At 62.9% G+C, this 25,890-nt stretch carries 22 protein-coding genes, 1 pseudogene and 1 riboswitch; of the genes and pseudogenes, 15 read left to right on the top strand and 8 right to left on the bottom strand.

The window, feature by feature from the left end; all coding sequences use genetic code 11:
• The first annotated feature begins 296 nt into the window (after positions 1–296).
• On the top strand, positions 297–1,748 hold the full coding sequence (locus ATN84_RS15390) for a cobyric acid synthase (RefSeq protein WP_068882508.1): 1,452 nt from the start codon (positions 297–299) through the stop codon (positions 1,746–1,748).
• On the opposite strand, the gene ATN84_RS15395 is transcribed toward ATN84_RS15390, so the two are convergent.
• Together ATN84_RS15395 and ATN84_RS15400 are read right to left on the bottom strand one after the other, a co-directional pair.
• Positions 1,735–2,922: an ATP-binding protein gene (locus ATN84_RS15395; RefSeq protein ID WP_068882509.1), complete on the bottom strand. Its 1,188-nt coding sequence runs from the start codon at positions 2,920–2,922 to the stop codon at positions 1,735–1,737. The genes ATN84_RS15390 and ATN84_RS15395 overlap by 14 nt on opposite strands.
• Positions 2,919–3,611 carry a response regulator gene (locus ATN84_RS15400; protein WP_068882510.1) on the bottom strand — a complete coding sequence of 231 codons (693 nt, stop codon included), beginning with the start codon at positions 3,609–3,611 and terminating at the stop codon, positions 2,919–2,921. Before ATN84_RS15400 ends, ATN84_RS15395 begins: the two co-directional genes overlap by 4 nt.
• 178 nt (positions 3,612–3,789) lie before the next feature.
• Between ATN84_RS15400 and ATN84_RS15410 the strand changes: the two genes are divergently transcribed.
• The 7 genes from ATN84_RS15410 (at position 3,790) to cobO (ending at position 13,556) form a co-directional block, all read left to right on the top strand.
• Positions 3,790–5,460, top strand: coding sequence for a DUF535 family protein (locus ATN84_RS15410; protein WP_244491098.1), 1,671 nt, complete (start codon positions 3,790–3,792; stop codon positions 5,458–5,460).
• 66 nt (positions 5,461–5,526) lie between these two features.
• Positions 5,527–5,761, top strand: a riboswitch (cobalamin riboswitch).
• A 51-nt stretch (positions 5,762–5,812) separates the two neighbouring features.
• Positions 5,813–6,001, top strand: coding sequence for a CbtB domain-containing protein (locus ATN84_RS15415; RefSeq protein WP_068882511.1), 189 nt, complete (start codon positions 5,813–5,815; stop codon positions 5,999–6,001).
• An 87-nt stretch (positions 6,002–6,088) separates the two neighbouring features.
• Positions 6,089–6,805, top strand: coding sequence for a CbtA family protein (locus tag ATN84_RS15420; protein ID WP_068882697.1), 717 nt, complete (start codon positions 6,089–6,091; stop codon positions 6,803–6,805).
• Between the two features lie 228 nt (positions 6,806–7,033).
• The gene (cobU, locus tag ATN84_RS15425; RefSeq protein ID WP_068882512.1) at positions 7,034–7,549 is read left to right on the top strand and encodes a bifunctional adenosylcobinamide kinase/adenosylcobinamide-phosphate guanylyltransferase; all 516 of its coding nucleotides are present in this window, start codon (positions 7,034–7,036) and stop codon (positions 7,547–7,549) included.
• 4 nt (positions 7,550–7,553) lie between these two features.
• Positions 7,554–8,603 (top strand): cobalamin biosynthesis protein CobW, encoded by a 1,050-nt coding sequence (gene cobW, locus ATN84_RS15430; RefSeq protein ID WP_068882513.1) that lies wholly within the window; start codon positions 7,554–7,556, stop codon positions 8,601–8,603.
• Positions 8,604–8,869: 266 nt separating this feature from the next.
• Positions 8,870–12,925 carry a cobaltochelatase subunit CobN gene (gene cobN / locus ATN84_RS15435; protein WP_068882514.1) on the top strand — a complete coding sequence of 1,352 codons (4,056 nt, stop codon included), beginning with the start codon at positions 8,870–8,872 and terminating at the stop codon, positions 12,923–12,925.
• On the top strand, positions 12,918–13,556 hold the full coding sequence (gene cobO / locus ATN84_RS15440) for a cob(I)yrinic acid a,c-diamide adenosyltransferase (protein WP_068882515.1): 639 nt from the start codon (positions 12,918–12,920) through the stop codon (positions 13,554–13,556). The genes cobN and cobO overlap by 8 nt, the downstream gene beginning before the upstream one ends.
• A 48-nt stretch (positions 13,557–13,604) precedes the next feature.
• On the opposite strand, the gene ATN84_RS27505 is transcribed toward cobO, so the two are convergent.
• A complete protein-coding gene (locus tag ATN84_RS27505) occupies positions 13,605–13,775 on the bottom strand; it encodes a hypothetical protein (RefSeq protein ID WP_201026382.1) in 171 nt (56 codons plus the stop codon).
• Positions 13,776–13,955: 180 nt separating this feature from the next.
• Here ATN84_RS27505 and ATN84_RS15445 point away from each other — a divergent pair, with 180 nt between their 5' ends.
• A complete protein-coding gene (locus ATN84_RS15445; RefSeq protein ID WP_068882516.1) occupies positions 13,956–14,378 on the top strand; it encodes a cobalamin biosynthesis protein in 423 nt (140 codons plus the stop codon).
• A 133-nt stretch (positions 14,379–14,511) separates the two neighbouring features.
• Positions 14,512–15,267 (top strand): precorrin-4 C(11)-methyltransferase, encoded by a 756-nt coding sequence (cobM, locus tag ATN84_RS15450; protein ID WP_068882517.1) that lies wholly within the window; start codon positions 14,512–14,514, stop codon positions 15,265–15,267.
• Positions 15,268–15,343: 76 nt separating this feature from the next.
• On the opposite strand, the gene ATN84_RS15455 is transcribed toward cobM, so the two are convergent.
• A complete protein-coding gene (locus ATN84_RS15455; protein WP_068882518.1) occupies positions 15,344–16,138 on the bottom strand; it encodes a cobalt-precorrin-6A reductase in 795 nt (264 codons plus the stop codon).
• 215 nt (positions 16,139–16,353) lie between these two features.
• Positions 16,354–17,463 (bottom strand): cobalt-precorrin-5B (C(1))-methyltransferase, encoded by a 1,110-nt coding sequence (locus ATN84_RS15460; RefSeq protein ID WP_068882519.1) that lies wholly within the window; start codon positions 17,461–17,463, stop codon positions 16,354–16,356.
• Between the two features lie 124 nt (positions 17,464–17,587).
• On the opposite strand from ATN84_RS15460, the pseudogene cobA reads away from it, so the two are divergent.
• The 4 genes and pseudogenes from cobA to cbiB form a co-directional block, all read left to right on the top strand.
• Positions 17,588–18,355 (top strand): annotated as a pseudogene (gene cobA, locus ATN84_RS15465) (uroporphyrinogen-III C-methyltransferase); the annotation flags it as partial.
• A 168-nt stretch (positions 18,356–18,523) separates the two neighbouring features.
• A complete protein-coding gene (locus tag ATN84_RS15470; RefSeq protein WP_068882520.1) occupies positions 18,524–19,831 on the top strand; it encodes a cobyrinic acid a,c-diamide synthase CobB in 1,308 nt (435 codons plus the stop codon).
• Complete coding sequence (gene cobD, locus ATN84_RS15475) at positions 19,828–20,826, top strand: threonine-phosphate decarboxylase CobD (protein WP_068882521.1); 999 nt, start codon at positions 19,828–19,830, stop codon at positions 20,824–20,826. The genes ATN84_RS15470 and cobD overlap by 4 nt, the downstream gene beginning before the upstream one ends.
• Before the next feature lie 30 nt (positions 20,827–20,856).
• The gene (cbiB, locus tag ATN84_RS15480; RefSeq protein WP_068882522.1) at positions 20,857–21,837 is read left to right on the top strand and encodes an adenosylcobinamide-phosphate synthase CbiB; all 981 of its coding nucleotides are present in this window, start codon (positions 20,857–20,859) and stop codon (positions 21,835–21,837) included.
• Between the two features lie 57 nt (positions 21,838–21,894).
• Here cbiB and ATN84_RS15485 read toward each other — a convergent pair whose 3' ends face one another.
• From ATN84_RS15485 to ATN84_RS15495, 3 genes are all read right to left on the bottom strand, one after another.
• The gene (locus ATN84_RS15485) at positions 21,895–22,692 is read right to left on the bottom strand and encodes an ABC transporter permease (RefSeq protein WP_068882523.1); all 798 of its coding nucleotides are present in this window, start codon (positions 22,690–22,692) and stop codon (positions 21,895–21,897) included.
• On the bottom strand, positions 22,689–23,636 hold the full coding sequence (locus ATN84_RS15490; protein ID WP_068882524.1) for an ABC transporter permease: 948 nt from the start codon (positions 23,634–23,636) through the stop codon (positions 22,689–22,691). The genes ATN84_RS15485 and ATN84_RS15490 overlap by 4 nt, the downstream gene beginning before the upstream one ends.
• 61 nt (positions 23,637–23,697) lie before the next feature.
• Positions 23,698–25,200, bottom strand: coding sequence for an ABC transporter substrate-binding protein (locus ATN84_RS15495; RefSeq protein ID WP_082766311.1), 1,503 nt, complete (start codon positions 25,198–25,200; stop codon positions 23,698–23,700).
• A gap of 257 nt (positions 25,201–25,457) precedes the next feature.
• Between ATN84_RS15495 and ATN84_RS15500 the strand changes: the two genes are divergently transcribed.
• Positions 25,458–25,889 (top strand): L,D-transpeptidase, encoded by a 432-nt coding sequence (locus tag ATN84_RS15500; protein WP_068882525.1) that lies wholly within the window; start codon positions 25,458–25,460, stop codon positions 25,887–25,889.
• The last annotated feature ends 1 nt before the right edge of the window (position 25,890 follow it).

The raw sequence follows: 25,890 nt of genomic DNA on the forward strand, positions 1-25,890 counted from the left end.
AGCCGGCTGTTTTACCCCCTCTCTTGCAAATTCTAGGGGCTTAGCTTCGCTAAACCCAAGAATTTGCTATCTCCCCCGCCAAGGGGAGATAGGGCCTGCATAAACGCTTTTGCCAATGATCAATCCCTGTAATTGGCAATGAAAGCGATGCGGCTCCTTATCTCTCTCCTTGGGGGAGAGAAAGCGATTTCAACATCTTAGCGAAGTTAAGTGTTAGAAATCGCAAGAGAGGGGGCTTTCAGTTCCAACGAAAATCCACCCTAGGCAGATTGGTGCGGATAAGCTACGCAGGCGGCATGACGCGCGCCATCATGCTGCAGGGAACGGGTTCGGATGTCGGCAAGACGGTGCTGGTCGCCGGGCTTTGCCGAGTCGCGCGGAAGCAGGGACTGAACGTCCGCCCGTTCAAGCCGCAGAACATGTCGAACAATGCCGCCGTCAGCGACGATGGCGGCGAGATCGGGCGGGCGCAATGGCTGCAGGCGCTGGCATGCGGCGTGCCGTCCTCGGTGCATATGAACCCGGTGCTCTTGAAACCCCAATCGGAAACAGGAAGCCAGATCGTCGTTCAGGGCCGTGTGGCGGGCCAGGCCAAGGGGCGCGAATATCAGAGCCTGAAACCGCGTTTGATGGATGCGGTGATGCAGTCCTGGGAGGAGGTGCGCGCCGGGGCCGATCTCGTGATCGTCGAAGGGGCGGGCTCGCCGGCGGAGATCAATCTGCGCGCCGGCGACATCGCCAATATGGGCTTTGCCACAAGGGCGCGCGTTCCGGTCGTGCTGGTGGGAGACATAGACCGTGGCGGTGTGATCGCTTCCATCGTTGGCACCCATGCGATCCTGCCTCCGGGCGACCGGCGGATGATCGTCGGCTTCCTCATCAACAAGTTCCGCGGCGACGTCTCGCTGTTCGATGACGGCCTTGAGGCGATCAGCCAATTCACCGGCTGGCGCTCCTTCGGCGTGGTGCCGTGGCTGAAGGCGGCATCGCGCCTGCCGGCGGAGGATTCGGTGGTGCTGGAGCGGCTCGCCAAGGGCGAGGGCAGGGCACTGAAGGTGGCCGTTCCCGTCCTCGACCGTATCGCCAATTTCGATGATCTCGATCCCCTGAAAGCCGAGCCGCAGGTGGAGGTGGTGATGGTACGCAGCGGCGAGCCTCTTCCCGCCGATGCCGGGCTGGTGGTCATTCCCGGCTCGAAATCGACAATCGGCGATCTGAAACGCTTTCGCGAGAATGGCTGGGACCGTGATCTGCGGATGCATCTCAAGCGCGGCGGCCATGTGATCGGCATCTGTGGCGGCTATCAGATGCTGGGCCGCATCGTGCGCGATCCAGATGGAATCGAGGGCGACACCACGGAGATGGAAGGCCTCGGGCTTCTCGACATCGAGACGGTGATGGAGCCGGAAAAGACGGTGCGCAACTCGACCGCGCATTCGGTGGTCTTCGACGTTCCTCTCGAGGGTTATGAAATTCACCTCGGCCGCACGGATGGGCCGGATTGCGCCCGGCCGGCCGTCATTTTGAACGGTGTGGCCGATGGTGCGGTTTCGGCGGACGGAAAGGTCTTCGGCACCTATCTGCACGGGCTCTTCGGCGCCGATGCCTTCCGCGCGAAGCTCCTGCAGTCGCTGGGCGTAACCGGCGGTACGGTTTCCTACCGCGCGGAGGTGGAGCGGGCGCTGGACGAGGTGGCGGAAGAGCTTGCCGCCTGTCTCGATGTGGACGCGCTTTTTAGCCTGCCATAGGTTCCGTCGCCGATGGTTTGTCCGGTGGTGGCAGCAGAATGGAAATGACGGCACCGCCATTTTCTCCATTTTTCAGTTCAAGCCTGCCACCATGCGCCGTCGCGATGGCGCGCACCACGGAGAGGCCCAACCCGGTTCCGCCGGTGGCACGCGAGCGCGAGGGGTCGCCGCGCCAGAAGGGATTGGCGATCGCCTCGCTATCGTCGGGGAAGCCCGGCCCGTAATCGATCAGCCGGATCGCTATGCCGCGATCCGGCAGGACTTCTGTTTCGCAGCGCAGGATCTTACCGTCCGCGGCATAGCGGCAGGCGTTCTCCAGAAGGGCGAGGACCGCTTGGCGGATACGCTGGGGATCCACCGCCGCGGGCGCTGGTTGCAGGCGGGTTTCCATTTGGAGGCCGCCTGCTTCCAGCATGGTCCTGGCCGAATCGAGGACAATTTCCACCTCCTTCGCCACATCCAGGCGATGCCGGTCGACGACCAATTTCTGCCCGATGGCCAGCGACAGTGTGCGCAGATCTTCGACCAGCCGGGACAGGCTCTCGACCTGGAAGAGGAGGCTCGACAATGTCCTGCGTTCAAGAGGGAATACGCCGTCGAGCATCCCTTGAAGCGAGCCGCGCAGGACGGTGAGCGGCGTTCGCAATTCGTGCGCCGCGGCCATGTTGTTAAAGCGAAGCCGCTGTTCCATGGTTTCCAGGCTGGTCGCCAGCGCATTGAAGGTCTCGACAAGGCTCGCCACTTCGCGTGTGTCATTGTGCGAGGCGGCCACGCGCACCGAAAAATCGCCGGATTTCAGTTCCTCGGCCGCAAGCGCGAGCACTTCGAGCGGGCGGGCAATGCGCCGGGCCAGAAAGATGCCCATGAGACCGCAGGCGGTGGCGGAGAGAAGGCCACAGACCAGGATCGACATCTGGATCTGGAAATCGGTGGGCTTCTGCAGAACATCGAGATGGCTGAGCAGGTCCCTCAGGGCGGCTGTTTCGGGGACGATGCCGGCGTTCATGGCGCGATAGGTTTCGGCCACCTGCGGCGGCAAACTGCCGATGGCATCGGCCTCGATATAGGACGCATACCAGTTTACGCCGAGATAGACGAGGCTGACGCTGAGGAGCAGCATGGCCGCGATGATGATGGCGGTCATGGTGGCAAGCGGGAAAGGACGGATTTTCATTTGGGATCCGAAAACCGGTAGCCGATCCCGCGGACGGCGGGAAACAAGCCTGTTTGTCCCAACTCTTCCAGCTTGCGGCGAAGATTGGAAACATGGGTGTCGACCGTGCGCGCCAGCGCATCGCTTTCGGGCAGGCAGGCATCGAGAATATCCGACCGGTCGAAAGCATGGGTGGGCCGGCGGATCATATAGGCGAGAATGCGGAATTCGCTTAAGGTCAGCGGGATCGGGCGGCGGCAATCGCCTCGTCTTACGAAAGCCGAATAGGCCTGGAAATCGACCTCGATATCGCCGAAGCGGCGCACGGTTTCCTGGCTTTGCCCCTTCGCGCGGCGCAGCACGGCCTTGACCCGCGCCACCACCTCCTGCGGGTTGAATGGTTTCACCACATAATCGTCCGCGCCCAATCGCAGACCGCTCAGCCGGTCGATATCCTCGGCCAGCGCCGTGACCATGATGACCGGCGTGGTGTCAGCCTGGCGCAGGCGCGCGAGGACACCGAACCCGTCGAGCCTGGGAATGCGAACGTCCAGGAGAACAAGATCAGGTGAAAGCAGCGCGTGATGCTGCAGGGCCGTTTCACCATCCGCGGCCCGCACGGTGCGATATCCTTCCCTAACCAGATAAGCGTCCAGGATATGGGCAATCTCCGGCTCATCCTCGACGATCAGAACGAGACTGTTTTCCATGCAGGGCACTCCGTTGGCGGGGCGCATTGATATCGGGAATGATGAACGATGAATAGCGAACGAAGCCCGCCGCGCATCATTTATCATCCACCTTTGACCATTCGCCGACCAAGTCCTGGCCGTTTCTTGACAATCCGCCGCCAGACCGCCGCCGACCAGTTCTTTCGGGGGTATCCGCATGCAGGAAACGGCTTTTGAAACTTCCGCTCAACGTCGCTACGCAATGCAGGGATCGCCGGGCAGGGCGGCGGATGCAGCGGCGCTGCTCGGCGTGGCGATCATTGCGGCGAGTTTCGTGTTCGTCGTCTTTCCCGGCATAGACCTTGCCGTCTCGCGTTGGGTTGCGAACGGGGGGATTTTTCCGCTTTCGGACAATCCCCTCCTGAAAGTGGCGCGCGACATCAATCGCCGCGTGCCGATCTATCTCCTGGTATCGATGCTTCTTGCAATCGCCGCCTATGCGCTGTGGCCGCATCGCTTCCGTTTCTGCGCTCCGCACAAGGCATTTTTCGTCCTTTCGAGTTTTGCCCTCGGACCCGGGCTTCTGGTGAACACCGTGAAGCTGTTCATCGGCCGGGCGCGGCCGGGAGATATTGTCACCTTTGGCGGCTTGGTGGATTTTACTCCCGTCTGGCAATTTGCAGCCCTGTGCAGCCGGAGCTGCTCGTTTCCATCAGGAGAGGCGGCGATTGCCGCCGCCACATTATCCATTCTCATTTTCGCTCCATCTGCAGCCCGCAAGGCAGCTGCCTTCGCTCTGATGCCGATCCTCTTATTGGTCGCCTTCAATCGCGTCCTGTTCGGAGCCCATTTCCTCTCGGATGTGGTGTTGGGCTGGCTGCTCTCGCTCTGGGTGGTGGCGTGGCTCTGGAGCCGCATTGCACGCCATGCGGACCGGATCGATGACGCCGTGCGCCGGATCGGCAATGGTGCGAGACGCAGGATCTCCGGCGCGACAGAGCCGTCGGCGCGTCCGGCACCGGCACATTCCATCTATCGGCAGGCGACCGGTCTGGCTTTGCGGCTGACTGTCCGACGCGCGGCGGCATTCTGGTTGCGCACGGCCTTTTCCCCGTGGCTTACCATGCGCTGGATGCGCTTCCTCGCTGCGTTCACCGATCGGCATGTGCAGGCGCCGCCGCATGACGATCTTCTGCGCAAGTCGCTCGCAACCTTTCTCGTGCACCGGATGTCCCGACATAGGCGGCTGAAGCTTCTGATGCAGCATTTCGAAATTGCCGGTGAAATCCTGTGCCCGAATGCTCTTCAGACGCTTTGGCAAGGCGGTCATGTCGATATCGGAACCGTATCAGGGCGCGATGCCGACTACCGGCTGGAACTCTGCCTTTCCGACCATTGCGGCAGCCGTCACGAGGGCGCGTATTCGCTGCGCCTGAAGCGCTGCGACGACGGAATGTCATTATGCACGGCAAGTTTCATCTTCGTGCGCTGTCCCGGCAATTCCTACAGTATCGTCATTGGCGGCATGCAGGGGCCGGCCAGCAGTGAGGCGAAGCGGGCTATGATCGCTGCAACCCGTTGCCTCGGTGGCCTGCGGCCGAAGGATGCGGCTCTTCTCGTGCTGAAGGGACTGATGGCCCGCAGCGCCACGCCCTATCTGATCGCCGTTTCCAATGCCCGGCATGCCATCAACCAGCGCGCGGCCAGGCGGCGGCGGATGATGCTTGCCGACCTCGACGCTTACTGGATCGAAAGGGGCGGGGTGCATTTCCCGCAATTCGGCTTCCGCTTGCCTGTCGATCCCATCATCGGCGATGGCGGCGGGAGCCGGCGGGACATCAGCAAGATCGCCTTCTGGAAGGCTGGCGTGAAACTGCTGCGCCGCTGAAGCCGGCAGCCGTGACTCCGATTGACGCCGATTGACGCCGATTGACGCCGATTGTCATAAATCATACTGTGCCGCTATACGTTTGGTTCCCGAAGGCAGAAGCCATAGGGATCAAAAGGGAATGCGACGGACGGACCCATGCCGGGCGTCCTTATCGCAGCCGACCCCGCGACTGTAGAGCGGATAGGATTCATGCCATTGCCCCAGGGCCGAAACCTGGGGCAGCCACTGGGAAACCGGGAAGGCGGCATTGATCCTGCGACCCGCGAGCCAGGAGACCTGCCGGACGTAAAGGGCAATGGTGCCCGCTACCCCTGGGGAGTTTTCCCCCGCTGCCTGCACGGAGGTTGTTATGGCTGCACGTATCGAAACCGCTTCTTCCCAATCGCTTTCCCTGCCGCTCGCAACGCGCCTGACGACGGCTGTCGTCTCGCTGTTTCTCGGCGCATTCCTGATCTACGGCGTCGGCCTTGCACAATCCGACGCGCTGCATGATTCGGCGCATGACACGCGCCACTCCTACGGCTTCCCCTGCCATTAATTTTTAGCCGCATGATCTTGCCTGGAAGTCTGCGACTTTTTGCTGACGCTGACCTTCGGTTCGGGATCATGCTCAAAGGAGACAATCATGCTGGTTCGATATCTGCTGGCTACGCTCGTAGCCGGCCTGTTTGCCGGTATTCTGGTGACGCCGGCGATGTATTTGCGCACCGTTCCGCTCATCCTTCATGCCGAAACCTTCGAGGACGCGGCGGGCGGGCATGATCATGGTTCGGCGGAAGCCGGCGCGGCGCATAGCCATGCAGCAGGTGAGGCTCACGAAGAGGAGCAGGGGGCGGAGCTGCCCTTCGGCCGTCTTGGCAACACCATCCTCGCCAATCTCGTGGCGGGAGCCGGCTTCGCGCTGGCGCTGGGCGGCGTGGCGCTGCTTCTCGGCAAGCGGATCACGGCGTGCAACGGCATCTATTGGGGCCTTGCCGGCTTCTTCGTCTTCGCCCTTTCGCCGTCGCTGGGCTTGGCACCGGAATTGCCGGCGATGCCGGCCGCCGATCTAGGTGAACGGCAGCTCTGGTGGGTGGCGACGGTGCTCCTGTCAGCCATCGGGCTTTATCTGATCGCGCTGAGGCCTGAGATATGGGCGAAGGTCATGGGCCTCGTCCTGATCGCGCTGCCGCATCTCTATGGCGCGCCGCAGCCTGACGATCTCTCTTCGCCGGTTCCAGCCGTTCTCGCGTCGGAATATGCGGTGGCGTCGCTGGCGACCAACCTGTTCATGTGGGCGGTGCTCGGCGTGGCGCTCGGCTGGATGTTGCAGCGCTACGCTGTGGCGGAGCTGGAAGGGTAGAAGGTTTTGATGGAAGCGCGAGGCGCCCCCCTCTGTCCTGCCGGACATTTCCCCCGCGAGGGGGGAGATTGGCTGACATTGCTCACGGCATATATTCGGGAACATCTGCGACTGGTGCCGAGCGTCTATGAAAGCGTAATCTCCCCTTTTGCGGGGGAGATGGCTGGCAAGCCAGAGGGGGGCGCTGTCCCGCCGGCTTTGCCATTTAACGGCGAAAGCCTCTAGTCGATGCCGGGGAAAACCATATTCGTCCTCGGCGGCGCGCGGTCGGGCAAATCCGCCTTTGCCGAGCGGCTCGTTGAACAATCCGGCCTCGACGCGGTCTATATCGCGACGGGGCAGGCTTATGACGATGAGATGCGGGAGCGGATCGCGGTGCATAAGGAGCGCCGCGGTCTGGTTTGGGCCACTGTCGAGGAGCCGCTCGATCTCACCGGCGCGCTGCAAGCCCATGCGGGCGAAGGGCGCGCCGTGCTGGTGGACTGCCTCACGCTTTGGCTCACCAATCTAATGATGGTGGAGCGCGACATTGCGGCGGAAACTGCTCGGTTGGCATCGATGATACCCGAACTCCCGGGTACGGTGCTGTTCGTCTCGAACGAGGTGGGGCTGGGCATCGTGCCTGATAACGCAATAGCGCGGGAGTTCCGCGACCATGCCGGGCGGCTCAACCAGGCGGTCGCCGCCGCTGCTGACGAAGTTTATTTCATAGCGGCGGGATTGCCGCTCAAGATGAAGGGATGATCCCATGCAGGGACAAAAGATACCGGCAACTGTCATCACCGGCTTTCTGGGCTCGGGCAAGACGACGATGATCCGCAATCTGCTCGAAAACGCCAATGGCAAGCGCATCGCGCTTGTTATCAACGAGTTCGGTGATCTGGGCGTCGATGGCGGCATCCTGAAGGGCTGCGGCATCGAGGCGTGCCGCGACGAGGATGTGATCGAGCTTAACAATGGCTGCATCTGCTGCACGGTGGCGGATGATTTCATCCCGACCATGACGAAGCTGCTCGACCGGGCGGACAGGCCGGATCATATCGTGATCGAGACTTCGGGCCTTGCCCTGCCGCAGCCGCTGGTCGCCGCCTTTAACTGGCCGGAGATCAAAACGCAGGTGACGGTCGATGGCGTCATCACCGTCATCGACGCCGCCGCCGTCTCCGAGGGCCGCTTCGCCGACGATCACGACAAGGTGGATGCGCAGCGGGTTGAGGACGATGCGCTCGATCATGAAAGCCCGCTGGAAGAACTCTACGAGGACCAGATCCGCGCCGCCGATCTGATCGTGCTCAACAAGGCCGATCTGATCGACGATGAGAGGCTGGAAAAGGTGCGTGGCGATGTGGCAAGTCGTTCAGCGCGTGTGCCGAATATGGTGCCCGCGAGCTTCGGCAAGCTGGGCGCGGAGCTGCTGCTGGGCCTCGGTGTCGGCACGGAGGGCGATATTGCCAACCGCAAATCGCATCACGAGCTGGAGCATGAGGCGGGCGAGGAGCACGATCACGACGAGTTCGAAAGCTTCGTCGTGGGTTTGGGGCCGGTCGCGGAGCCGAAGGCATTTGTCGAGAAGCTTAAAGGTGTGATCGCCGCGCATGATATTTTGCGGCTGAAAGGTTTTGTCGATGTGCCAGGCAAGCCGATGCGTCTTGTGGTGCAGGCCGTCGGCACGCGCATCGAGCATTATTTCGACCGGGCATGGGGGGCGGGTGAGGAGCGCACCTCGCGGCTGGTGGTGATCGGGCTGCACGATATCGATGCGGTGGCGATCGAGCGGGCGGTGAAGGCGGCGGTGTAGTCCCTTCCACCGTCATCCTCGGGCTTGACCCGAGGGTCCACGGCTGAGGGGCCTGCCCGATCCACCGCATCGGCGCATTCCAGCAATCGGAAACGATCAATACCAATGCTGATGACTTATAGTCCCGTAGCGGACGATAATACCGGCTTTCCCACCTTGCCGTGGATCCTCGGGTCAAGCCCGAGGATGACGACTGGAGGGATGGGGGACGCCAAGCGAGAACAAAGGGCGCGCTGTCCCGGCAGCGTTTCTATAGGAAGCTTCGGATGCATCTTCTCCTAGCCCAAAAAGGAACAATCGCCGAGGGCGGCGAGGCGGTCGATCTCGGCCAGTCGCCGGGAGATATCCTGTTTCTTTCGGCGGCGGATACGGAACTGGCGAGCCTCGCGGCAGCCCATGTCAGCCAAGGCGAGGGCGCGCCGACGCTCCGGCTCGCCAGCATCATGGCGCTTGCCCATCCGATGTCGGTGGACGCCTATGTCGAGCGTACCGCGCGGTACGCCCGGTTGATCGTCGTACGTGTCATCGGCGGAGAAAGCTATTGGCCCTATGGGCTGGAGGCACTGCATGCCTGCGCGGTCAATCACGGCATTCAGCTTGTCGTGCTGCCGGGGGATGATAAGCCCGATGAGGGATTGCATCGGTTCTCGACGGTTTTGGCGGAAGATCGCGATGCGCTCTGGCATTATCTGATCGAGGGCGGGGCGCAGAACGCGCGGGGGTTTCTTGATTATTGCGCGGCGCTGCTTGGGGGCGGGCAGAAGCCCGCTGAGGCCGCGCCGCTGCTCAAGGCCGGGATTTGGTGGCCGGGGCGGGGTGTGGTGTCTTTGAGCGAGGTGAGGGAGTGTCACGCCGAAATCTCGGCGGGACAGCGCCCCCCTCTGTCCTGCCGGACATCTCCCCCGCAAGCGGGGAGATTGGCTGATACGGCTGACGCTGCTCATCCTGCAAGGTCCGCGATTGATGCGAGCGTTGATGAAGGCGTAATCTCCCCCTTTGCGGGGGAGGTGCCCGGCAGGGCAGAGGGGGGCGCCTCGCACTGGCGCCAAAACACTGGCCATGCAGCAAACCACGCCACCGTCGCCATCTGCTTCTACCGCGCGCTCGTCCAGAGCGGGCAGACGAAGGGCGTGGAAGCGCTTATCGACGCGCTGGCGGCGCGGGGGCTGAATCCGTTGCCGGTGTTCGTCTCAAGCCTCAAGGACCCGGTATCGGTCGCAACGCTCGATGCCATTTTCGAGGAAACACCACCCGACGTGGTGCTGAACGCCACGGGCTTCGCCGTCTCCGCGCCGGGAGCGGAGCGCGCGCCGACGGTGCTGGAAAAGCGCGGCGCGGTGGTGTTGCAGACGATTTTTTCGGGATCAACGGCGGAGGCATGGGAGGCCTCACCGCAGGGGCTTTCCGCGCGCGATCTCGCCATGAATGTGGCGCTGCCTGAGGTGGATGGCCGCGTGCTGTCGCGCGCCGTGTCGTTCAAATCGGCGCATACCTATGACGAGGCGGTGGAGGCCAATATCGTCACGCATGAGCCGCGTGCGGATCGTGTGGCTTTTGTCGGGGAGCTTGCCGCGCGCTGGGCTACGCTGAGGCGCAAGCCGGCGCAGGAGCGGCGCATCGCCATCGTCATGGCCAATTATCCCAACCGCGACGGGCGGCTCGGCAATGGCGTCGGGCTCGATACGCCCGCAGGTACGCTGGAGGCGCTTCGGGCGATGCAGGCGGCGGGGTATCCGGTCGCCGGTCTGCCGGAAAACGGCGATGCGTTGATCAACCATCTCATGGCCGGGCCGACCAATGCGTCGACCGATGGGCGCGTGATCCGCGAAACGCTTTCCTTGAATCAATATAAGCACTTCCTTGGAAAGCTTCCCATAAAGATTCAGGATGAAATCGCCGCCCGGTGGGGCGCGCCGCAGGACGATCCGTTCTTCCTTGCGGGCATCGACGGCTTTGCCCTGCCGCTCATGCGGTTCGGGGAGACGCTGGTCGGCATCCAGCCGGCGCGCGGCTATAATATCGATCCCAAGGACAGCTACCACTCCCCGGACCTCGTGCCGCCGCATGGCTATCTCGCCTTCTATGCCTATCTGCGCGAGGCATACGGGGCGGACGCCATTGTGCATATGGGCAAGCATGGCAATCTCGAATGGCTGCCCGGCAAGGCGCTGGCGCTGTCGGAGAATTGCTACCCGGAAGCGGTTCTGGGCGCGGTGCCGCATGTCTATCCCTTCATCGTCAACGATCCGGGCGAGGGCACGCAGGCGAAGCGCCGCTCCGCCGCCGTCATCATCGACCATCTGACGCCGCCGCTGACGCGGGCGGAGAGCTATGGGCCGCTCAAGGACCTCGAGGCGCTGGTGGATGAATATTACGAGGCGTCGGGTGTCGATCCGCGCCGGCTGAGGCGGCTCAAGGGACAAATCCTCGATCTGGTGCGCGATATCGGTCTCGATCATGATGCGGGCATTCACGATCATGACAGCGAGGATTTGGCGCTGCAAAAGCTGGACGCCTATCTCTGCGATCTGAAGGAAATGCAGATCCGCGACGGTTTGCATGTGTTCGGGCAATCGCCCGAGGGGAGGCTGTTGACCGATTTGCTTGTGGCGCTGGCGCGCGTACCGCGCGGTACGGTGAACGAAGCGGATATGAGCCTGCAGCGGGCGATAGCGCGGGATGCGGGGTTGTCGTGCGTGGCAACACCCCCTTCCGGGTACGCCGAGCGTGAATACCCCCCTCTGCCCGGCAGGGCAGAGGGGGGTATTCCCTTCGACCCGCTAGACTGCGACATGGCCGCCCCATGGACCGGACCCAAGCCCGAAATCCTGCAAGTCGTCTCCACCGACCCATGGCGCATAACCGGCGACACGGTGGAGCGGATCGAGTTGCTGGCGGCGAAGCTGGTGGCGGGGGAGGTGGAATGTCCCGAGGGATGGCACGCCGCGAAAGCGGTGCTGGACAGCATCGCCTCCCAGTTGCGACCCGTGGTGGAAGCATGCGGACCTTCGGAAATCGCTGCATTGCTGACGGCGCTCGATGGCCGTTTCGTCGCGCCCGGCCCATCGGGCGCCCCCACACGCGGGCGACCGGATGTATTGCCGACTGGGCGCAATTTCTTTTCCATCGACAGCCGCGCCGTGCCGACTCCGGCGGCGTGGGAACTGGGTAAGAAATCCGCGGAGCTCACCATCACCCGCTACACGCAGGATCATGGCGAGTGGCCGACGTCGTTTGGGCTGACGGCGTGGGGTACCTCGAACATGCGCACCGGTGGCGACGATATCGCGCAGGCGCTGGCGCTGATCGGCGTCAAGCCGGTGTGGGACATGGCATCGCGCCGCGTCACCGGCTATGAGATCGTGCCGCCGGCAGTGCTGGGGCGTCCGCGGGTCGATGTGACCCTGCGCATTTCCGGCTTTTTCCGCGATGCCTTTCCCGACCAGATCGCGCTGTTCGACCAGGCGGTGCGGGCGGTGGGCCAGCTTGACGAGGACGAAGGGGATAACCCCATCGCCGCGCGCATGCGGCGGGAGGAAATCCGCCTGAAGGCGCAGGGCGAGGATGACAAGGCGGCGCGGCGCAAGGCGGGTTACCGCATCTTCGGCTCCAAGCCCGGTGCTTACGGAGCTGGTTTGCAGGCGCTGATGGATGAGAATGGCTGGCGCGAGCGGGACGATCTCGCCGAAGCCTGGCTCGTCTGGGGCGGCTATGCCTATGGCGCGGGCGAGGAAGGCAAGGCGGAGCGCAGCCTCTTGGAAGAGCGGCTGAAATCAGTCGAGGCGGTGGTCCAGAATCAGGACAACCGCGAGCACGACCTGCTCGACTCCGACGACTATTACCAGTTCGAGGGGGGCATGGCGGTAGCGGTGGAGCATCTGACCGCCAAGCGCCCGACGATCTATCACAACGACCATTCGCGCCCCGAACGCCCGGTGATCCGCACGCTGGAGGAGGAGATAGGCCGGGTGGTACGGGGGCGTGTCGTCAATCCGAAGTGGATCGCCGGGGTGATGCGCCACGGCTACAAGGGTGCGTTCGAGATGGCCGCGACGGTGGATTATCTCTTCGCCTTCGCCGCCACGACCGGTGCGGTCAGGCACCATCATTTCGAGGCTGTCTACCAGTCTTTGCTTGCGGACAACGACGTGCGCGAGTTTCTGGAGCAGAAGAACCCGGCGGCGCTGGCCGAGATGGCGGAGAAGCTGATGCAGGCCATCGATCGCGGATTGTGGATACCGCGCTCCAATTCCGCCCGGTTCGATCTTTCCGAGTTAGCAGCTACTCATAAAATGATTCAGGGAGCAGTGCCAAATGGCTGAAAAATCAGAGAAACTTCTGGGGTTGAGCGAGGAGGAGCTGAATCTTCGCCATGCCGAGAAGATGAAGAAGAAGAAGGCGGCGCGCGACAAGATCCTCGCCACAAAGACGGACGAGAAGGGCCTCGTCATCGTCAACACCGGCAAGGGCAAGGGCAAATCGACGGCGGGTTTCGGCATGGTGTTCCGTGCGCTGGGGCATGGCATGAAGATCGGCGTGGTGCAGTTCGTCAAGGGATCGTGGGACACGGGCGAGCGTTGGGTGCTGGAGAAATTCCCTGATAAGGTGACGATTTCGGCCATGGGCGAGGGCTTCACCTGGGAGACGCAGGACCGCGCCCGCGATATTGCCATGGCGCGCCATGCGTGGGAACAGGCCAAGGCCATGATCCTGGATGAGGAGCACGACATGGTGCTCTGCGACGAGCTCAATATCGTGCTGCGCTATGATTACCTGCCGGTCGAAGAAGTGATCGAGGTGCTGAAGGCCAAGCCCTTCATGAAACATGTCATCATCACCGGGCGTAACGCCAAGGACGAACTCACTGAATTCGCTGATCTCGTGACTGAGATGGAGATGGTAAAACACCCCTTCCGTTCCGGCGTGAAGGCGCAGAAGGGGATAGAGTTTTAGGGCGCTGTTTTCAGAATGCCGGCGCTTCCATTAAACAGCGCTTGTCCGTCAGATGTTCTTGAGCACACAGCCGGCGACGAGCACGAGATAGGCGATCGCCAGGATCCAGTAGGCCGCGACGGGAATGAAGGCGAGCGCGCCGAAGAACGAGATGAGCGACAGGACGGCGATGATGACGCTGATGAAGAAGACGATGCGGGTGGGAGCGTTGAGGTTCATGGGTCTCTCCTCGGAGATTGAAAAATCGATGAGCCGCAGAACGATCCGACAGAGCCCCCTCTGTATCGCTTGCGGAGGAAGTCATTAAAAAACGGGTAAACACGTACGCAAGCAACGATTCGCGACGCAAAGATTAACAGAAACCATATTTGGTGACCAATCCGGTTGCGCGGAGATCTCATGACAGGCGAGGAACACGATCGGACTCATGCACAGGCGACGCCGTTCCTGGCGCTCGGCGTCGGTTGCGAGCGTGGTGCGGAAGCGGCCGAGGCGATCGGGCTGGCGGAACGGGCGCTGCAGGAGGCGGGCTTTGGCCTGGATGCGCTGGGCGGCATATTCTCGCTCGACAGAAAGAAGACGGAACCCGCTATCCAGGCGCTTGCCGAGCATTTCAGGCGTGAGGTCGTCTTTTTCGATGCGTTGCGGCTCGAGGAGGAGACGCCGCGCCTGCAAAATCCATCCGAGGCGGTCTATCGCGCCGTCGGCTGCCATGGCGTTGCGGAGAGCGCGGCGCTGGCCGGGGCAGGGCCGGATGCAAGGCTGATCGTGCCGAAGATGCGGTCAGAGCATGTGACGGTGGCGATTGCGGTGGTGGGGTAGTGTTGTTCAATCCAATGGAAACAGTTCGCACCGATCCTCAACCAATCACCCCCCTCTGCCCTGCAGGGCAGAGGGGGGTGCTGTCTCCAGCGCTCTTATTTGGACATGAACTGCCCCAGAAAGAACAATTGTCATGACCATCCATTTCATCGGCGCCGGGCCCGGGGCGCCGGATCTCATCACCGTCCGGGGCTTGCGGCTGATCGAGCGCTGCCCGGTCTGCCTTTATGCCGGGTCACTGGTGCCGAAGGAGGTGGTTGCCGCCGCCCCGCAAGGCGCGCGCATGATCGACACCTCAACGCTGACGCTCGACGAGATCATCGCGGAACTGGAGGCGGCGCATAAGGCTGGCCATGATGTGGCGCGGGTGCATTCGGGCGACCCGTCGATCTATGGCGCGATCGCCGAGCAGATGCGCCGGCTCGATCTACTGGGCATTCCATACGAGGTGACGCCGGGCGTGCCGGCCTTCGCCGCCGCCGCCGCCGCGCTGAAGCAGGAGCTGACGATCCCGGAAGTCAACCAGACGATCATCCTGACGCGCACCTCCATGAAATCGTCCGGAATGCCGGAGGGCGAGGATCTGGCGACCTTGGGCAAATCAGGTGCGACGCTGGTGATCCATCTCTCCATCCGCAATCTTGCACATATCGAGCGGGAGCTGACGCCGCTCTATGGGGCGGATTGCCCTGTCATCGTCGCCTATCGCGTCGGCTGGCCGGACGAGCGGTTCGTCAAAGGCACTCTGGCGGATATCGCGGAGAAGGTGAGGGAGGCGAAGCTCGCACGCACGGCGATGATTTTCATCGGGCGCGGGCTCGCGCCGGAGAATTTCCGGGATTCAGCGCTTTATCACAAGGAGCATGTGCATTCGTTGCGGGGTTCGTAGCCTCTCTGTCGTCATTCTCGGGCTTGTCCCGAGAATCTGCGATGAAGAAAGGAAAAGCGATTACCGTTCTGACGGATCATCCGTTGGTAGATTCTCGCGACAGGCCCGAGAATGACGGGTTGGAGAGCGGCTGTTCCAAGCTGGTTCTGACAAACTCTAGCACTGCGTCGACATCGCCGACGGCGTTAGTATGAACCTGCGGCGGACGGGCAATGAGAATGACGGGAATTTTCAGGTTCCGCGCGGCTTCCAGCTTGGCGTATGAAGCCGTTCCGCCGGAATTGCGGCAGACGATGTGGGTGATGCGCCGGTCCTGCAAAAAGGCTTCCTCGTCCTCGGCCTTGCCGGGCCGGGCGAGCACCAGCTGATGGGAAGCCAGTCCAAGCGGGGTTTCCGGCGGATCGATCATGCGCACGACGAAATGCACACCCGGGCGTGAGGAGAAAACCGCGATGTGCTGCCGACCGAGCGCTAGAAGCACGCGGGCGGATGGGGGAATAGCGGAGGCTGCCTCTTCGAGCGAGGCAACCTCATGCCAGTCATCGCCTTCGGTCTTCTGCCAGGCGGGGCGCTCGAGGCGGATGAGCGGGCGACCGGCCAGCTTCGCTGCCTTTGCCGCATTGGGGGAAATGCGGGTGGCGAAGGGATGTGTAGCGTCCACTACAATTGTGACATCTTCCGCCTGGATATAGCCCGCTAGGCCCTCCGCGCCGCCAAAGCCGCCGCTGCGCACCTCACCCGCGAGCTTCGCCGGATCGCGCGTGCGGCCGGCAAGCGAGGTGATGACGCGGACGGGCAGCGAGGCGAGGCGTCTTGCCAGCTCCGCCGCTTCCGTGGTGCCGCCGAGGATGAGGATTGTGGGGTGGTTCACCGCAAATCAAATGTCGCGTGTGAGACACCCCCCTCTGCCCTGCCGGGCATCTCCCCCTCAAGGGGGGAGATTACGCTGTCATTAGCTTCGCCGCCAATCGCAGATGTCGGAGGATAAGCGCTGTCATTGATGCCAGCCAATCTCCCCCCTTGTGGGGGAGATGCCCGGCAGGGCAGAGGAGGGTATTTATCGAGCGTGTTCATCTGAAGCGTGTCCTAAACCCGCGCAAGCACATTTCCCTTGCGATCCGTAACGATGACCTCCACCTCCACCGGCGCTCCCCGCAGCACCTCCAGCGCCGTGGCGCGGGCGCGCTCGGCGATGGGGTGGGCGAGGTCGAGGACCGATTCCCGAGCCATCTCAAGCACTTCCAGCGCGCTGTTCGCAGAGAGAATTCGGTCTTTTATCTCCGGGGCGGCTCCAAGCTTTTCGGCTTCCGCCCAGAGGAACGCCATATCCACCTGGCTGCGCGAGGAATGCAGGTCGAGCGCACCTTGCGCGAGCTTGGTCAGCTTGGCGAAGCCGCCTGCGATGGTGAGCCGGTCGATCGGGTGGGCGCGCAGATATTTGAGCAGGCCGCCGGCGAAATCGCCCATGTCGAGCAGCGCGATCTCCGGCAGATTATAGATCTTCTGGGCGGCGTCCTCGGAGGTGGAGCCGGTCGCGCCGAGCACATGGGTGAGGCCGGCGGCCCGCGCCACATCGATGCCGCGGTGGATCGAGTGGATCCATGCCGAGCAGGAGAAGGGGTGGACGACGCCCGTCGTGCCGAGGATGGAAATGCCGCCTGTTATGCCGAGGCGCGGGTTCCATGTCTTTTTGGCGATTTCCTCGCCGCCGGGCACGGAAATGGTGATGACCAGATCGGCGGGCAGGCCATATTCGGCGCAGATCTCCTCACAGACGGCGCGCATCATGGCGCGGGGCACGGGGTTGATCGCCGGCTCGCCGGGCGGGATCGGCAGGCCGGGGCGGGTGACGGTGCCTACCCCTTCGCCGGCGGCAAAGATGATGCCGCTGTCGGGCGGGGCGGGAAAGACGGTGGAGATTATGGTGGCGCCGTGGGTGACATCCGGATCGTCGCCCGCGTCCTTGACGATGCCGGCCATGGCATAGCCTTCCCCCAGGCTTTCGATGGCGAGCGGGAAGAACGGCACCTCGCCCTTGGGCAGGATAATGCCGACGGGATCAGGAAACTCTCCGGTGATCAGCGCCGTCAGCGCCGCCTTGGTTGCGGCGGTCGCGCAGGCGCCGGTGGTCCAGCCGCGTCGCAAAGGCTTGTTGTCGCCGGTTTTTCTTGTCCCGGCATCTGGTTCGTCGTTCATGGGGGCTTTATAGAGCGAATTAGGGGAGTAGGGGAATAAGGGAGTAGGGCAGTATGTTATCAAAACATCTTCCCTTATTCCCCTATTCCCTTACTCCCTTTGACCCTGCATCAGGAGACGGAGAATGAGCGCAAGGAAAGCCTTGCCTACCTTTGAGCCGGGCCATGTTTGGCTGGTCGGCGCAGGGCCGGGCGACCCCGGCCTGTTGACGCTTCATGCCGTCAACGGGCTCGAACAGGCGGATGTGATCGTCTATGACGCCCTGGTCGATGCCGAGTGTCTCGCCATGGCGCGCGAGGGCGCAGCGCTCGAATATGCGGGCAAGCGCGGCGGCAAGCCATCGCCCAGGCAGCGCGACATCTCGTTGAGGCTGGTGGAACTGGCACGCGAAGGCAAGCGGGTGCTCAGGCTGAAGGGCGGCGATCCATTTGTCTTCGGGCGCGGCGGCGAGGAGGCGCTGACGTTGGTGGAGCACGGCATTCCATTCCGCGTCGTACCCGGCGTTACGGCCGGCATCGGCGGCCTTGCCTATGCCGGCATCCCGGCGACGATGCGCGAGATCAACCATAGCGTCACTTTCCTCACCGGTCATGATGCGACGGGCGTCGTGCCCGACACGATCGACTGGGCGGCGGTGGCCAAGAGTTCGCCCGTCATCGTCATGTATATGGCGATGAAGCATATCGGACTGATCACCGGGCGGCTGATCGCCGCCGGCCGTTCACCGGACGAACCCACCGCCTTCATCTGCAATGCCACCACGGCGAACCAGCGGGTACTGGTGACGACATTGGCCCGCGCCGAGACGGACATCGCAGAGGCGGGGCTGGAGCCTCCGGCCATCGTCGTCGTCGGTGAAGTGGTGCGGCTTCGCGAAACACTCGACTGGATGTGATATTCAGGCCATGACGGGCTGCAAATGGCATTTTTCTGCGCTTCCGGTGCTCATGTACTAAAGTACACTCCGCTCCGGTTCTCGAAAATCGCCATTTTCGCCTCGTCCTGACCCGAATCTCTACAGAGTCTTCTGGATTGAAATGAAAACAGGACAGACGGATAAATGAAGGGATTTCTGATCGCCGCTCCCTCATCGGGTTCCGGCAAGACGACGGTGACGCTCGGGCTGTTGCGCGCGCTGAAGGAGAAGGGCGCGGCGCTGGCACCAGCCAAGGCCGGGCCGGACTATATCGACCCGGCCTTTCACACGGCGGCGAGCGGCGCGCAATGCTTCAATCTCGACCCCTGGGCCATGCGGCCGGAGCTGATCAGCGCGCTCTCCTCGCGCATGACGGAAGGCGAGAAGCTGCTTGTCGTCGAGGCGATGATGGGCCTCTTTGACGGGGCGGTGGACGGGAGGGGCGCCGCCGCCGATCTCGCCGTCCATCTCGGGCTCCCGGTCATTCTGGTGGTGGATTGCAGCCGCCAGTCGCAATCGGTGGCGGCGCTCGTCAGCGGCTTTCGCGATTTTCGGAAGAATGTCTTCATCGCCGGGCTGCTGCTGAACCGGGTCGGCTCCATCAGGCATGAGGCGATGCTGCGCGCGGCACTGGAGCCGCTCGGCATTCCGGTCCTGGGCGCGATTCCACGGGACGAGGCGCTGCACCTGCCGGAACGCCATCTCGGGCTGGTGCAGGCGGGCGAGCATGGCGATCTCGAGGCTTTCATCGCTCATGTGGGGCGCGTCATGGCCGAAAGGCTGGATATCACGCGTCTCGAAGAGATCGGCCGCCGGGTTCATGCTGGTGTCGCGGCGGCCAATGTGCCGCGCCTGCCGCCCTTGGGCCAGCATATCGCGGTGGCGCGCGACGAGGCCTTCGCCTTTGCCTATGCCCATATTCTGGATGGCTGGCGCCGGCGCGGGGCAAATCTCAGCTTCTTTTCACCGCTCGCCGACGAGGCGCCGGCGGCGGATGCCGATGCCATCTACCTGCCGGGCGGCTATCCCGAACTCCATGGCGGGCGGCTTGCGTCAGCATCCACATTCCGTGGGGGAATGCGGCAGGCGGCTGCGATGGGCGTTCCCATTTATGGCGAGTGCGGCGGCTATATGGTGCTGGGCGAGGCATTGGAGGATGCGGAGGGGCGGCGGCATGAAATGCTGGGGCTTCTGCCCCTGGAGACGAGCTTTGCCAGACGCAAACTGCATCTCGGCTACCGCAAGCTGACGCCGCTTGCCGGTTCGTTCTGGCAAATGCCGCTGCGGGCGCATGAGTTCCATTATGCCAGCATTGTCAGGGAAGGGGCGGGGGAACGTCTTTTCCGCGTCGCGGATGCTGTGGATGGGGATCTCGGCGAGGCGGGTCTGCGCGTCGGTTCAGTGGCTGGTTCCTTCATGCATCTGATTGACATTGCCGGGGACGGCGCATGACGATCGAGCATGGCGGCGCGCTCGACCGCGCCATCGCCCGTTTCGGGGCCAAGCGGTCCGACTGGCTCGACCTTTCGACCGGCATCAACCCGGAAGCCTTTCCCTTGCCGGTGATCGCGCCGGAGGTCTGGAACAGGCTGCCGGATGAGGCGCTTCTTAATCAGGCGCTTCAGGCGGCGCGGCGCTATTACGGCGTGGCGGAGGGGGCTTCGATCGTTGCAGCACCCGGCACGCAGGCGCTGATCCAGATCGTGCCGGAACTGGCTGAACCGGGCGAGGTCGCCATTCTTTCCCCCACCTATCAGGAGCATCACGCCGCCTTCGCGCGGGCAGGGTGGGCCGTGATGCCTTGCGCGGACATCGGGTCCATTCCGGCGACCGCGCAAGCCGTCGTGGTGGTCAATCCGAACAATCCTGATGGCCGCATCGTGGCGGGAGACGAACTGTTAGGGCTTGCGCAGAGGCTGCAGGCCCGTGGCGGTTTTCTCATCATTGACGAGGCTTTCGCCGATGCCTCTCCCGAGGTCAGCATTGCCGCTGGGGCGGGTGGCGACAATCTGATCGTCTTCAAATCCTTCGGAAAATTCTTCGGACTTGCCGGTTTACGCCTGGGTTTTGCGATTTCAGGGGGCGAAATTGCGCGAAAACTGGCGGAACGGCTGGGTCCCTGGGCGGTATCCGGGCCGGCGCTGGCGATCGCCACCCAGGCGTTGCGGGCCAGCCCCGAGCTGGAGGAATTCCGGGGGCGTGTCTTCGCCCGCCGGGCCCGGCTCTCAGCGATATTCAAGCGGGTTGGCGTTGAGGAGATCGGCGGGACGGCGTTGTTCGCGCTCGTCCGCCAGAGGCAGGCCCATACACTTCACGAAGAGCTCTGCAGGCGGCACATTCTGGTGCGCAAGTTCGATTATGCGCGGGACTGGCTGCGCATCGGCCTTGCCGCCGATGAGCCGGATTTTGAACGCCTGGAGCAGGCGTTTAAAGATATAAGCGGCTGAGATTCTGATTCATATTTTCCGGTCAAATCCATGGAAATAAAGCTTCTTGTCCTGTTTCTGGCGTTGATAGCCGATCGGTTGCTGGGGGATCCCGAACGGCTGTGGCGGAGCGTCCCGCATCCGGTTGTCCTTTTCGGCAAGGCGATCTCCTTCATCGAGGAGCGCTATAATGATGCGCGCCAGAGCGCGGAGGAGCGGCGCAGGATGGGGATGCTTTCCGTGGGCGCCTTGCTGCTGGCGGTTTCCATCGTGGGGCTGATCGTTTCCGCGCTGCTGCGGCAGATGTCGTGGTTCGGTGCGCTGGTCGAGATCGCGCTGGTGACGGTTCTCCTGGCGCAGAAGAGCCTTGCGGATCATGTGTCGCATGTGGCGACCGCCTTGCGGGAGGAGGGGATCGAGGGCGGCCGTCGCGCCGTCTCGATGATCGTCGGGCGTGATCCGCAGTCGCTCGATCAGGCGGGGGTGAGCCGCGCGGCGATCGAGAGCCTGGCGGAAAACAGCTCGGATGGCGTGGTTGCTCCAGCCTTCTGGTATCTCGTCCTGGGGCTGCCGGGCCTGTTCGCTTATAAGCTCCTCAACACGGCGGATTCGATGATCGGGCATCTCAGCCCGCGCTATCGCGATTTCGGGCGCTTCGCCGCCAAATCCGACGATCTGGCGAACTGGATTCCGGCACGGCTGACGGGCGGGCTGGCCGTGCTCGCAGCATGGCTGCGGGGAGGGCGCGGCGCAGCCACTCGCTCGTTCGGCGTGATGATGCGCGATGCGCGCTTGCACCGCTCGCCCAATGCCGGCTGGCCGGAAGCGGCCTATGCCGGGGCGCTCGACGTGGCGCTGGCGGGTCCGCGCGTCTATGCGGGCGATATCGTCAACGAGCCGATGGTCAACGGCGCGGGCAAACGTGAGCTGGGCGCTGGCGATATCGAGGCGGCGCTGAAGCTGTTCTGGCATTCGATGACTGTGTTGACGGGGATTGTGCTGGTGTTGGGTTTGATTGGGTTGATGATGTAAGCTGGAAATGCTGGCAGGACAGAGGGAAGCTTTGCGCTGCCATTGAAACACGATCTGCTAACGCTTCGGATCCAGCACATCGCGCAACCCATCCCCTAAGAGGTTCAGCCCCAGCACCGTCACCACGATGGCAAGGCCGGGAAAGAGCGCCATATGCGGGGCGAGGCCGATCATTGTCTGCGCCTCGAAGAGCATCCGCCCCCAGCTGGGATCAGGCGGCGGCGCGCCGAGGCCCAGATAGGAGAGGCCGGCCTCGGCCAAGATGCCGAGGGCGAACTGGATGGTTATCTGGACGGTCAGAAGATCGGTAATGTTGGGCAGGACATGGTCGGTGATGATGCGGCTCTCGCTTTTTCCCAGTGCCCTGGCCGCCAGGATGAACTGGCGTGACCATACCGAAAGTGCCGCACCGCGCGCCACGCGGGCGAAGACCGGAATGTTGAAGATGCCGATGGCGACGATGGCGTTGAAAGCACCTGGGCCGGATATGGCGGTGATCATGATGGCCGTGATGAGCGCGGGAAAGGCGAAGACGAGGTCCTGCAGGCGCATCAGCATCTCGTCGAGCCAGCCGCCGCGCATGGCGGCGAGGAGGCCGAGCGGGATGCCGATGCCGGCGCCGATGCCGACCGCGACAAGCGCCACGGCGATGGAGTTGCGGCTGCCGACCATGATCATCGATAGGATATCGCGGCCGAAATGGTCGGTGCCGAGCCAGTGCGCGGCGGTTGGCCCCAGAAGCTTGGCGGGGATGTCGATGGCCGTCGCGTCATAGGGCGTCCAGACAAAGGAGAGCAGCGCCATGGCGGCGACGAGAAGCGTGATCGCGAGCCCGACGACGAGGGACCGGTTCATCTTGGGCCATCCAGGCGCGGATCGACGAGGGCATAGGCGAGATCGACGATCAGATTGATGAGGATGATGGCGGCGACGAGGACCATGATCACGCTCTCGACGACGATCAGGTCGCGCTGGGTGATGGCCTGGAAGATCAGCCTGCCGAGCCCCGGCAGATAGAAGACGTTCTCGATGATGATGGTGCCGGCGAGCAGGAAGGAAAATTGCAGCCCGAGGATGGTGAGGACCGGGATCATGGCGTTGCGCAGGGCGTGATGGAAGAGCACGGCGGCGCGCGACAGCCCCTTGGCGCGGGCGGTGCGGATATAATCCTCCGAAAGGGTTTCGATCAGCGCCGAGCGCGTGACGCGGGAAAGGATCGCCGCCTGCGGCAGGGCGAGCGCGATTGCGGGAAGAAGCAGCGCCTTGAGGGCCGGGCCGATGCCGGCGCTCCAGCCGGGGAAGCCACCTGCCGGCAGGAGGCGCAAGCTTACGGCGAAGACATAGACGAGGAGCAGGGCAAACCAGAAATTGGGAATGGCCAGCCCAAGCTGGGTGACGCTCATGATGCCCAGATCGGCGGTGCGGCCGCGCCTTGCCGCCGCGAAAAGGCCGACGGGAATGGCGATCGCCGTCGAGAGGAGTAGCGCCATGCTGGCGAGGGGGAACGAGACGGCGATGCGCTCGGCGATCAACTCCTTCACTGGCACGGCATAGGTATAGGAGCGTCCGAAATCGCCCATGAGCAAGTGCCCGGCCCAGGAGAGATAGCGCATGATCAGCGGCTGGTTGAGGCCCATTTGATCGCGCAGCGCGGCAACCGCATCCTCGCTCGCGCCCAGCCCAAGCATCAGCCGCGCCGGATCGCCGGGGAGGATTTCCAGAACGGTGAAGACGACGATCGAGGCGACGAGGAGGGTGGCGAGGCCGATGGCGAGGCGTTTCAGGATGTAGAATGACATTAGGGGCATCACAAGACACCCCTCTGTCCCACTGACGTTTCCATCTCACGATGAAATGCGCTCAATCCGTCCACTTCACGGCCGTCAGATCGTTTGCCTGGATGGGATAGTTCTTCCACAGGCCCTGGAGTTTCGCATCCCATATGCCGAGCTTGGGAAATTGCAGGAGGAAGGCGACGGGTGCGTCGTCGGAGAGGATTCCCTGCGCCCGCTGGTAGAGCGCCTTGCGCTTTGCATCGTCCGAGGTCGCCTCGATCTGGGCGATCAGCGCCTTGAAGGCGGGATTGCGGTAATTGAAATAGTAGTCGTCGCGGGCAAAGATGTTCAAATCGTTCGGCTCGGTATGGGCGACGATGGTGAGGTCGTAGTCCTTGCCCTTGAAGACCTGATCCAGCCATTGCGCCCATTCGACGGGAATGATGTCGGCCTCGATACCGACGGCGCGCAGCTGAGCGGCGACGATCTCGCCGCCGCGTCTGGCATAGGTCGGCGGCGGCAGTTTCAGCGTCGTCCTGAACCCCTTGGGATAGCCCGCTTCCGTGAGCAGCTTCCTGGCGAGCTCCGGATCATATTTCCGCTCGCCAGTCAGATCGACATAGGCGGGATGGTGCGGCGGGAAGAAAGAGCCGATAGGCGTTCCGAAGCCGAACATCGCGCCGTCGATCACCGCCTTCCTGTCGATGGCATGGGCGATGGCCTCACGCACTTTGGGGTTGTCGAAAGGCGGGCGCGCATTGTTTTCGGCCAGGATGGTTTCGCCCTCGGTTGTGCCGATCACTACCTCAAACCGGGGATCGGCCTGAAATTGCGGCACAGCTTCCGGTGCGGGGAAGGAGGGGAATGCCTGCACGTCGCCCGCCAACAGGGCGGCGGTGGCGGCCGCCGGATCGGGGATGAAGCGGAAAGTCGCCCTGTCGAGCGCCGGCTTCTCGCCCCAGTAATCGGGATTTCCGGCGAGGACGATCTGCGACCCCTTGGCCCAGTTCTGGAACTTGAACGGGCCGGTGCCGATGGGCTTTTCCTTGTTTCCGGCGGCGCTTGTCCGTCCGACGATCACCGCGTCGCCCCAGCCCATATTGTAGAGGAAATCGCCGGAGGGATATTTGAGCGACACCCTCACGGTCGAGGGATCCATCACCTCCACCTCGTCGATGGCGGTGAACAGGCCCTTCTGGGCATTGGTGGATTCGGGGGCGCGGGCACGGTCGAGCGAGAACTTCACGTCATCTGCATCGAAGGCCGCGCCATCATGAAATCTGACGCCCTGCTGCAGGTGAAAGACGTAGGTCTTCTCGTCGGCCGAAACCTCCCAGCTTGCGGCGAGCGCCGGCTTGACCGCGCCATCGGGGCCGATGCGGGTCAGGCCTTCGAAGATATTGGCATAGACGATCTCGTCGATTGCGGCGGCCGCACCCGCGGTCGGATCGAGATGCGGCGGCTCGAGCACCATTGCCAAAGTGAGGTCGGATCGCGCGGCAAAGGCGTTCATGGCCGAGAGAAGCAGCGCCGTCAGCGCGAACAGTGCATATTTGCGGGCCGATGTTCCAAGTGTCCTGAAGATCATGCCTGTTCCCCACGATTTCCAGCACCCTTACACCAGGGAAAACATCGGCTCAATGGCGGAGTGGGGAACGTCATCGCGGGAAATCGCAACGGCATGGCTTGCGACTACGAGGCAATGTTTCATGAAGTGTTTTCAAAGATCAGTCGAAGATCGCGAAGTTTTTACCGAGAATTGATGAATAAATAGACGGATATTAATTTAGATCATTTTCATATTTTCCGATCACGTTATTTTTATAAGGGCTTAGGAGTGAACGGATGAGAAGGATATTTCTGGTTTTCATTCTCGCTTTGGGCGTTTGTCTTCTTTCGGCTGTGGATGGCTTTGCGGCCAATCTCGTCGCTCGCGTGAATATTACGGACCAGACGATGACAGTGTCGAAGGGCGGGCGTGTACTTTATAATTGGCGGGTCTCCACGGGCCGTCAGGGATATGAGACGCCGACCGGCAGCTATCGTCCGACGCGGATGTACAGCATGTGGTATTCAAAGAAATACGACAATACGCCGATGCCGCATGCGATCTTCTTCCGCGGCGGCTATGCGATCCACGCGACCTCCGCCACGAAGCGTCTGGGCCGGCCGGCATCGCACGGCTGCGTGCGGCTCAGCCCCGCCAATGCGGCGAAGCTTTACCGGCTGGTTCAGCAGGCGGGACCGAAGAATACGCGGATCGTCGTCCGGTACTGAA

This window comes from Paramesorhizobium deserti, assembly GCF_001558695.1.
Taxonomy (GTDB): Bacteria; Pseudomonadota; Alphaproteobacteria; order Rhizobiales; family Rhizobiaceae; genus Paramesorhizobium; species Paramesorhizobium deserti.

Bases quoted from the DNA above. Each gene is read 5' to 3' on its own strand.
- ATN84_RS15460 (WP_068882519.1), bottom strand. From the start codon at position 17,463: ATGAACGACGAACCAGATGCCGGGACAAGAAAAACCGGCGACAACAAG.
- ATN84_RS15470 (WP_068882520.1), top strand. From the start codon at position 18,524: ATGAAGGGATTTCTGATCGCCGCTCCCTCATCGGGTTCCGGCAAGACG.
- ATN84_RS15485 (WP_068882523.1), bottom strand. From the start codon at position 22,692: ATGAACCGGTCCCTCGTCGTCGGGCTCGCGATCACGCTTCTCGTCGCC.
- ATN84_RS15400 (WP_068882510.1), bottom strand. From the start codon at position 3,611: ATGGAAAACAGTCTCGTTCTGATCGTCGAGGATGAGCCGGAGATTGCC.
- cobN (WP_068882514.1), top strand. From the start codon at position 8,870: ATGCATCTTCTCCTAGCCCAAAAAGGAACAATCGCCGAGGGCGGCGAG.
- ATN84_RS15445 (WP_068882516.1), top strand. From the start codon at position 13,956: ATGACAGGCGAGGAACACGATCGGACTCATGCACAGGCGACGCCGTTC.
- cbiB (WP_068882522.1), top strand. From the start codon at position 20,857: ATGGAAATAAAGCTTCTTGTCCTGTTTCTGGCGTTGATAGCCGATCGG.
- ATN84_RS15495 (WP_082766311.1), bottom strand. From the start codon at position 25,200: ATGATCTTCAGGACACTTGGAACATCGGCCCGCAAATATGCACTGTTC.
- cobD (WP_068882521.1), top strand. From the start codon at position 19,828: ATGACGATCGAGCATGGCGGCGCGCTCGACCGCGCCATCGCCCGTTTC.
- cobM (WP_068882517.1), top strand. From the start codon at position 14,512: ATGACCATCCATTTCATCGGCGCCGGGCCCGGGGCGCCGGATCTCATC.
- ATN84_RS15390 (WP_068882508.1), top strand. From the start codon at position 297: ATGACGCGCGCCATCATGCTGCAGGGAACGGGTTCGGATGTCGGCAAG.
- ATN84_RS15490 (WP_068882524.1), bottom strand. From the start codon at position 23,636: ATGTCATTCTACATCCTGAAACGCCTCGCCATCGGCCTCGCCACCCTC.
- ATN84_RS15395 (WP_068882509.1), bottom strand. From the start codon at position 2,922: ATGAAAATCCGTCCTTTCCCGCTTGCCACCATGACCGCCATCATCATC.
- ATN84_RS27505 (WP_201026382.1), bottom strand. From the start codon at position 13,775: ATGAACCTCAACGCTCCCACCCGCATCGTCTTCTTCATCAGCGTCATC.
- cobO (WP_068882515.1), top strand. From the start codon at position 12,918: ATGGCTGAAAAATCAGAGAAACTTCTGGGGTTGAGCGAGGAGGAGCTG.
- ATN84_RS15420 (WP_068882697.1), top strand. From the start codon at position 6,089: ATGCTGGTTCGATATCTGCTGGCTACGCTCGTAGCCGGCCTGTTTGCC.
- cobW (WP_068882513.1), top strand. From the start codon at position 7,554: ATGCAGGGACAAAAGATACCGGCAACTGTCATCACCGGCTTTCTGGGC.
- ATN84_RS15415 (WP_068882511.1), top strand. From the start codon at position 5,813: ATGGCTGCACGTATCGAAACCGCTTCTTCCCAATCGCTTTCCCTGCCG.
- cobU (WP_068882512.1), top strand. From the start codon at position 7,034: ATGCCGGGGAAAACCATATTCGTCCTCGGCGGCGCGCGGTCGGGCAAA.
- ATN84_RS15410 (WP_244491098.1), top strand. From the start codon at position 3,790: ATGCAGGAAACGGCTTTTGAAACTTCCGCTCAACGTCGCTACGCAATG.
- ATN84_RS15500 (WP_068882525.1), top strand. From the start codon at position 25,458: ATGAGAAGGATATTTCTGGTTTTCATTCTCGCTTTGGGCGTTTGTCTT.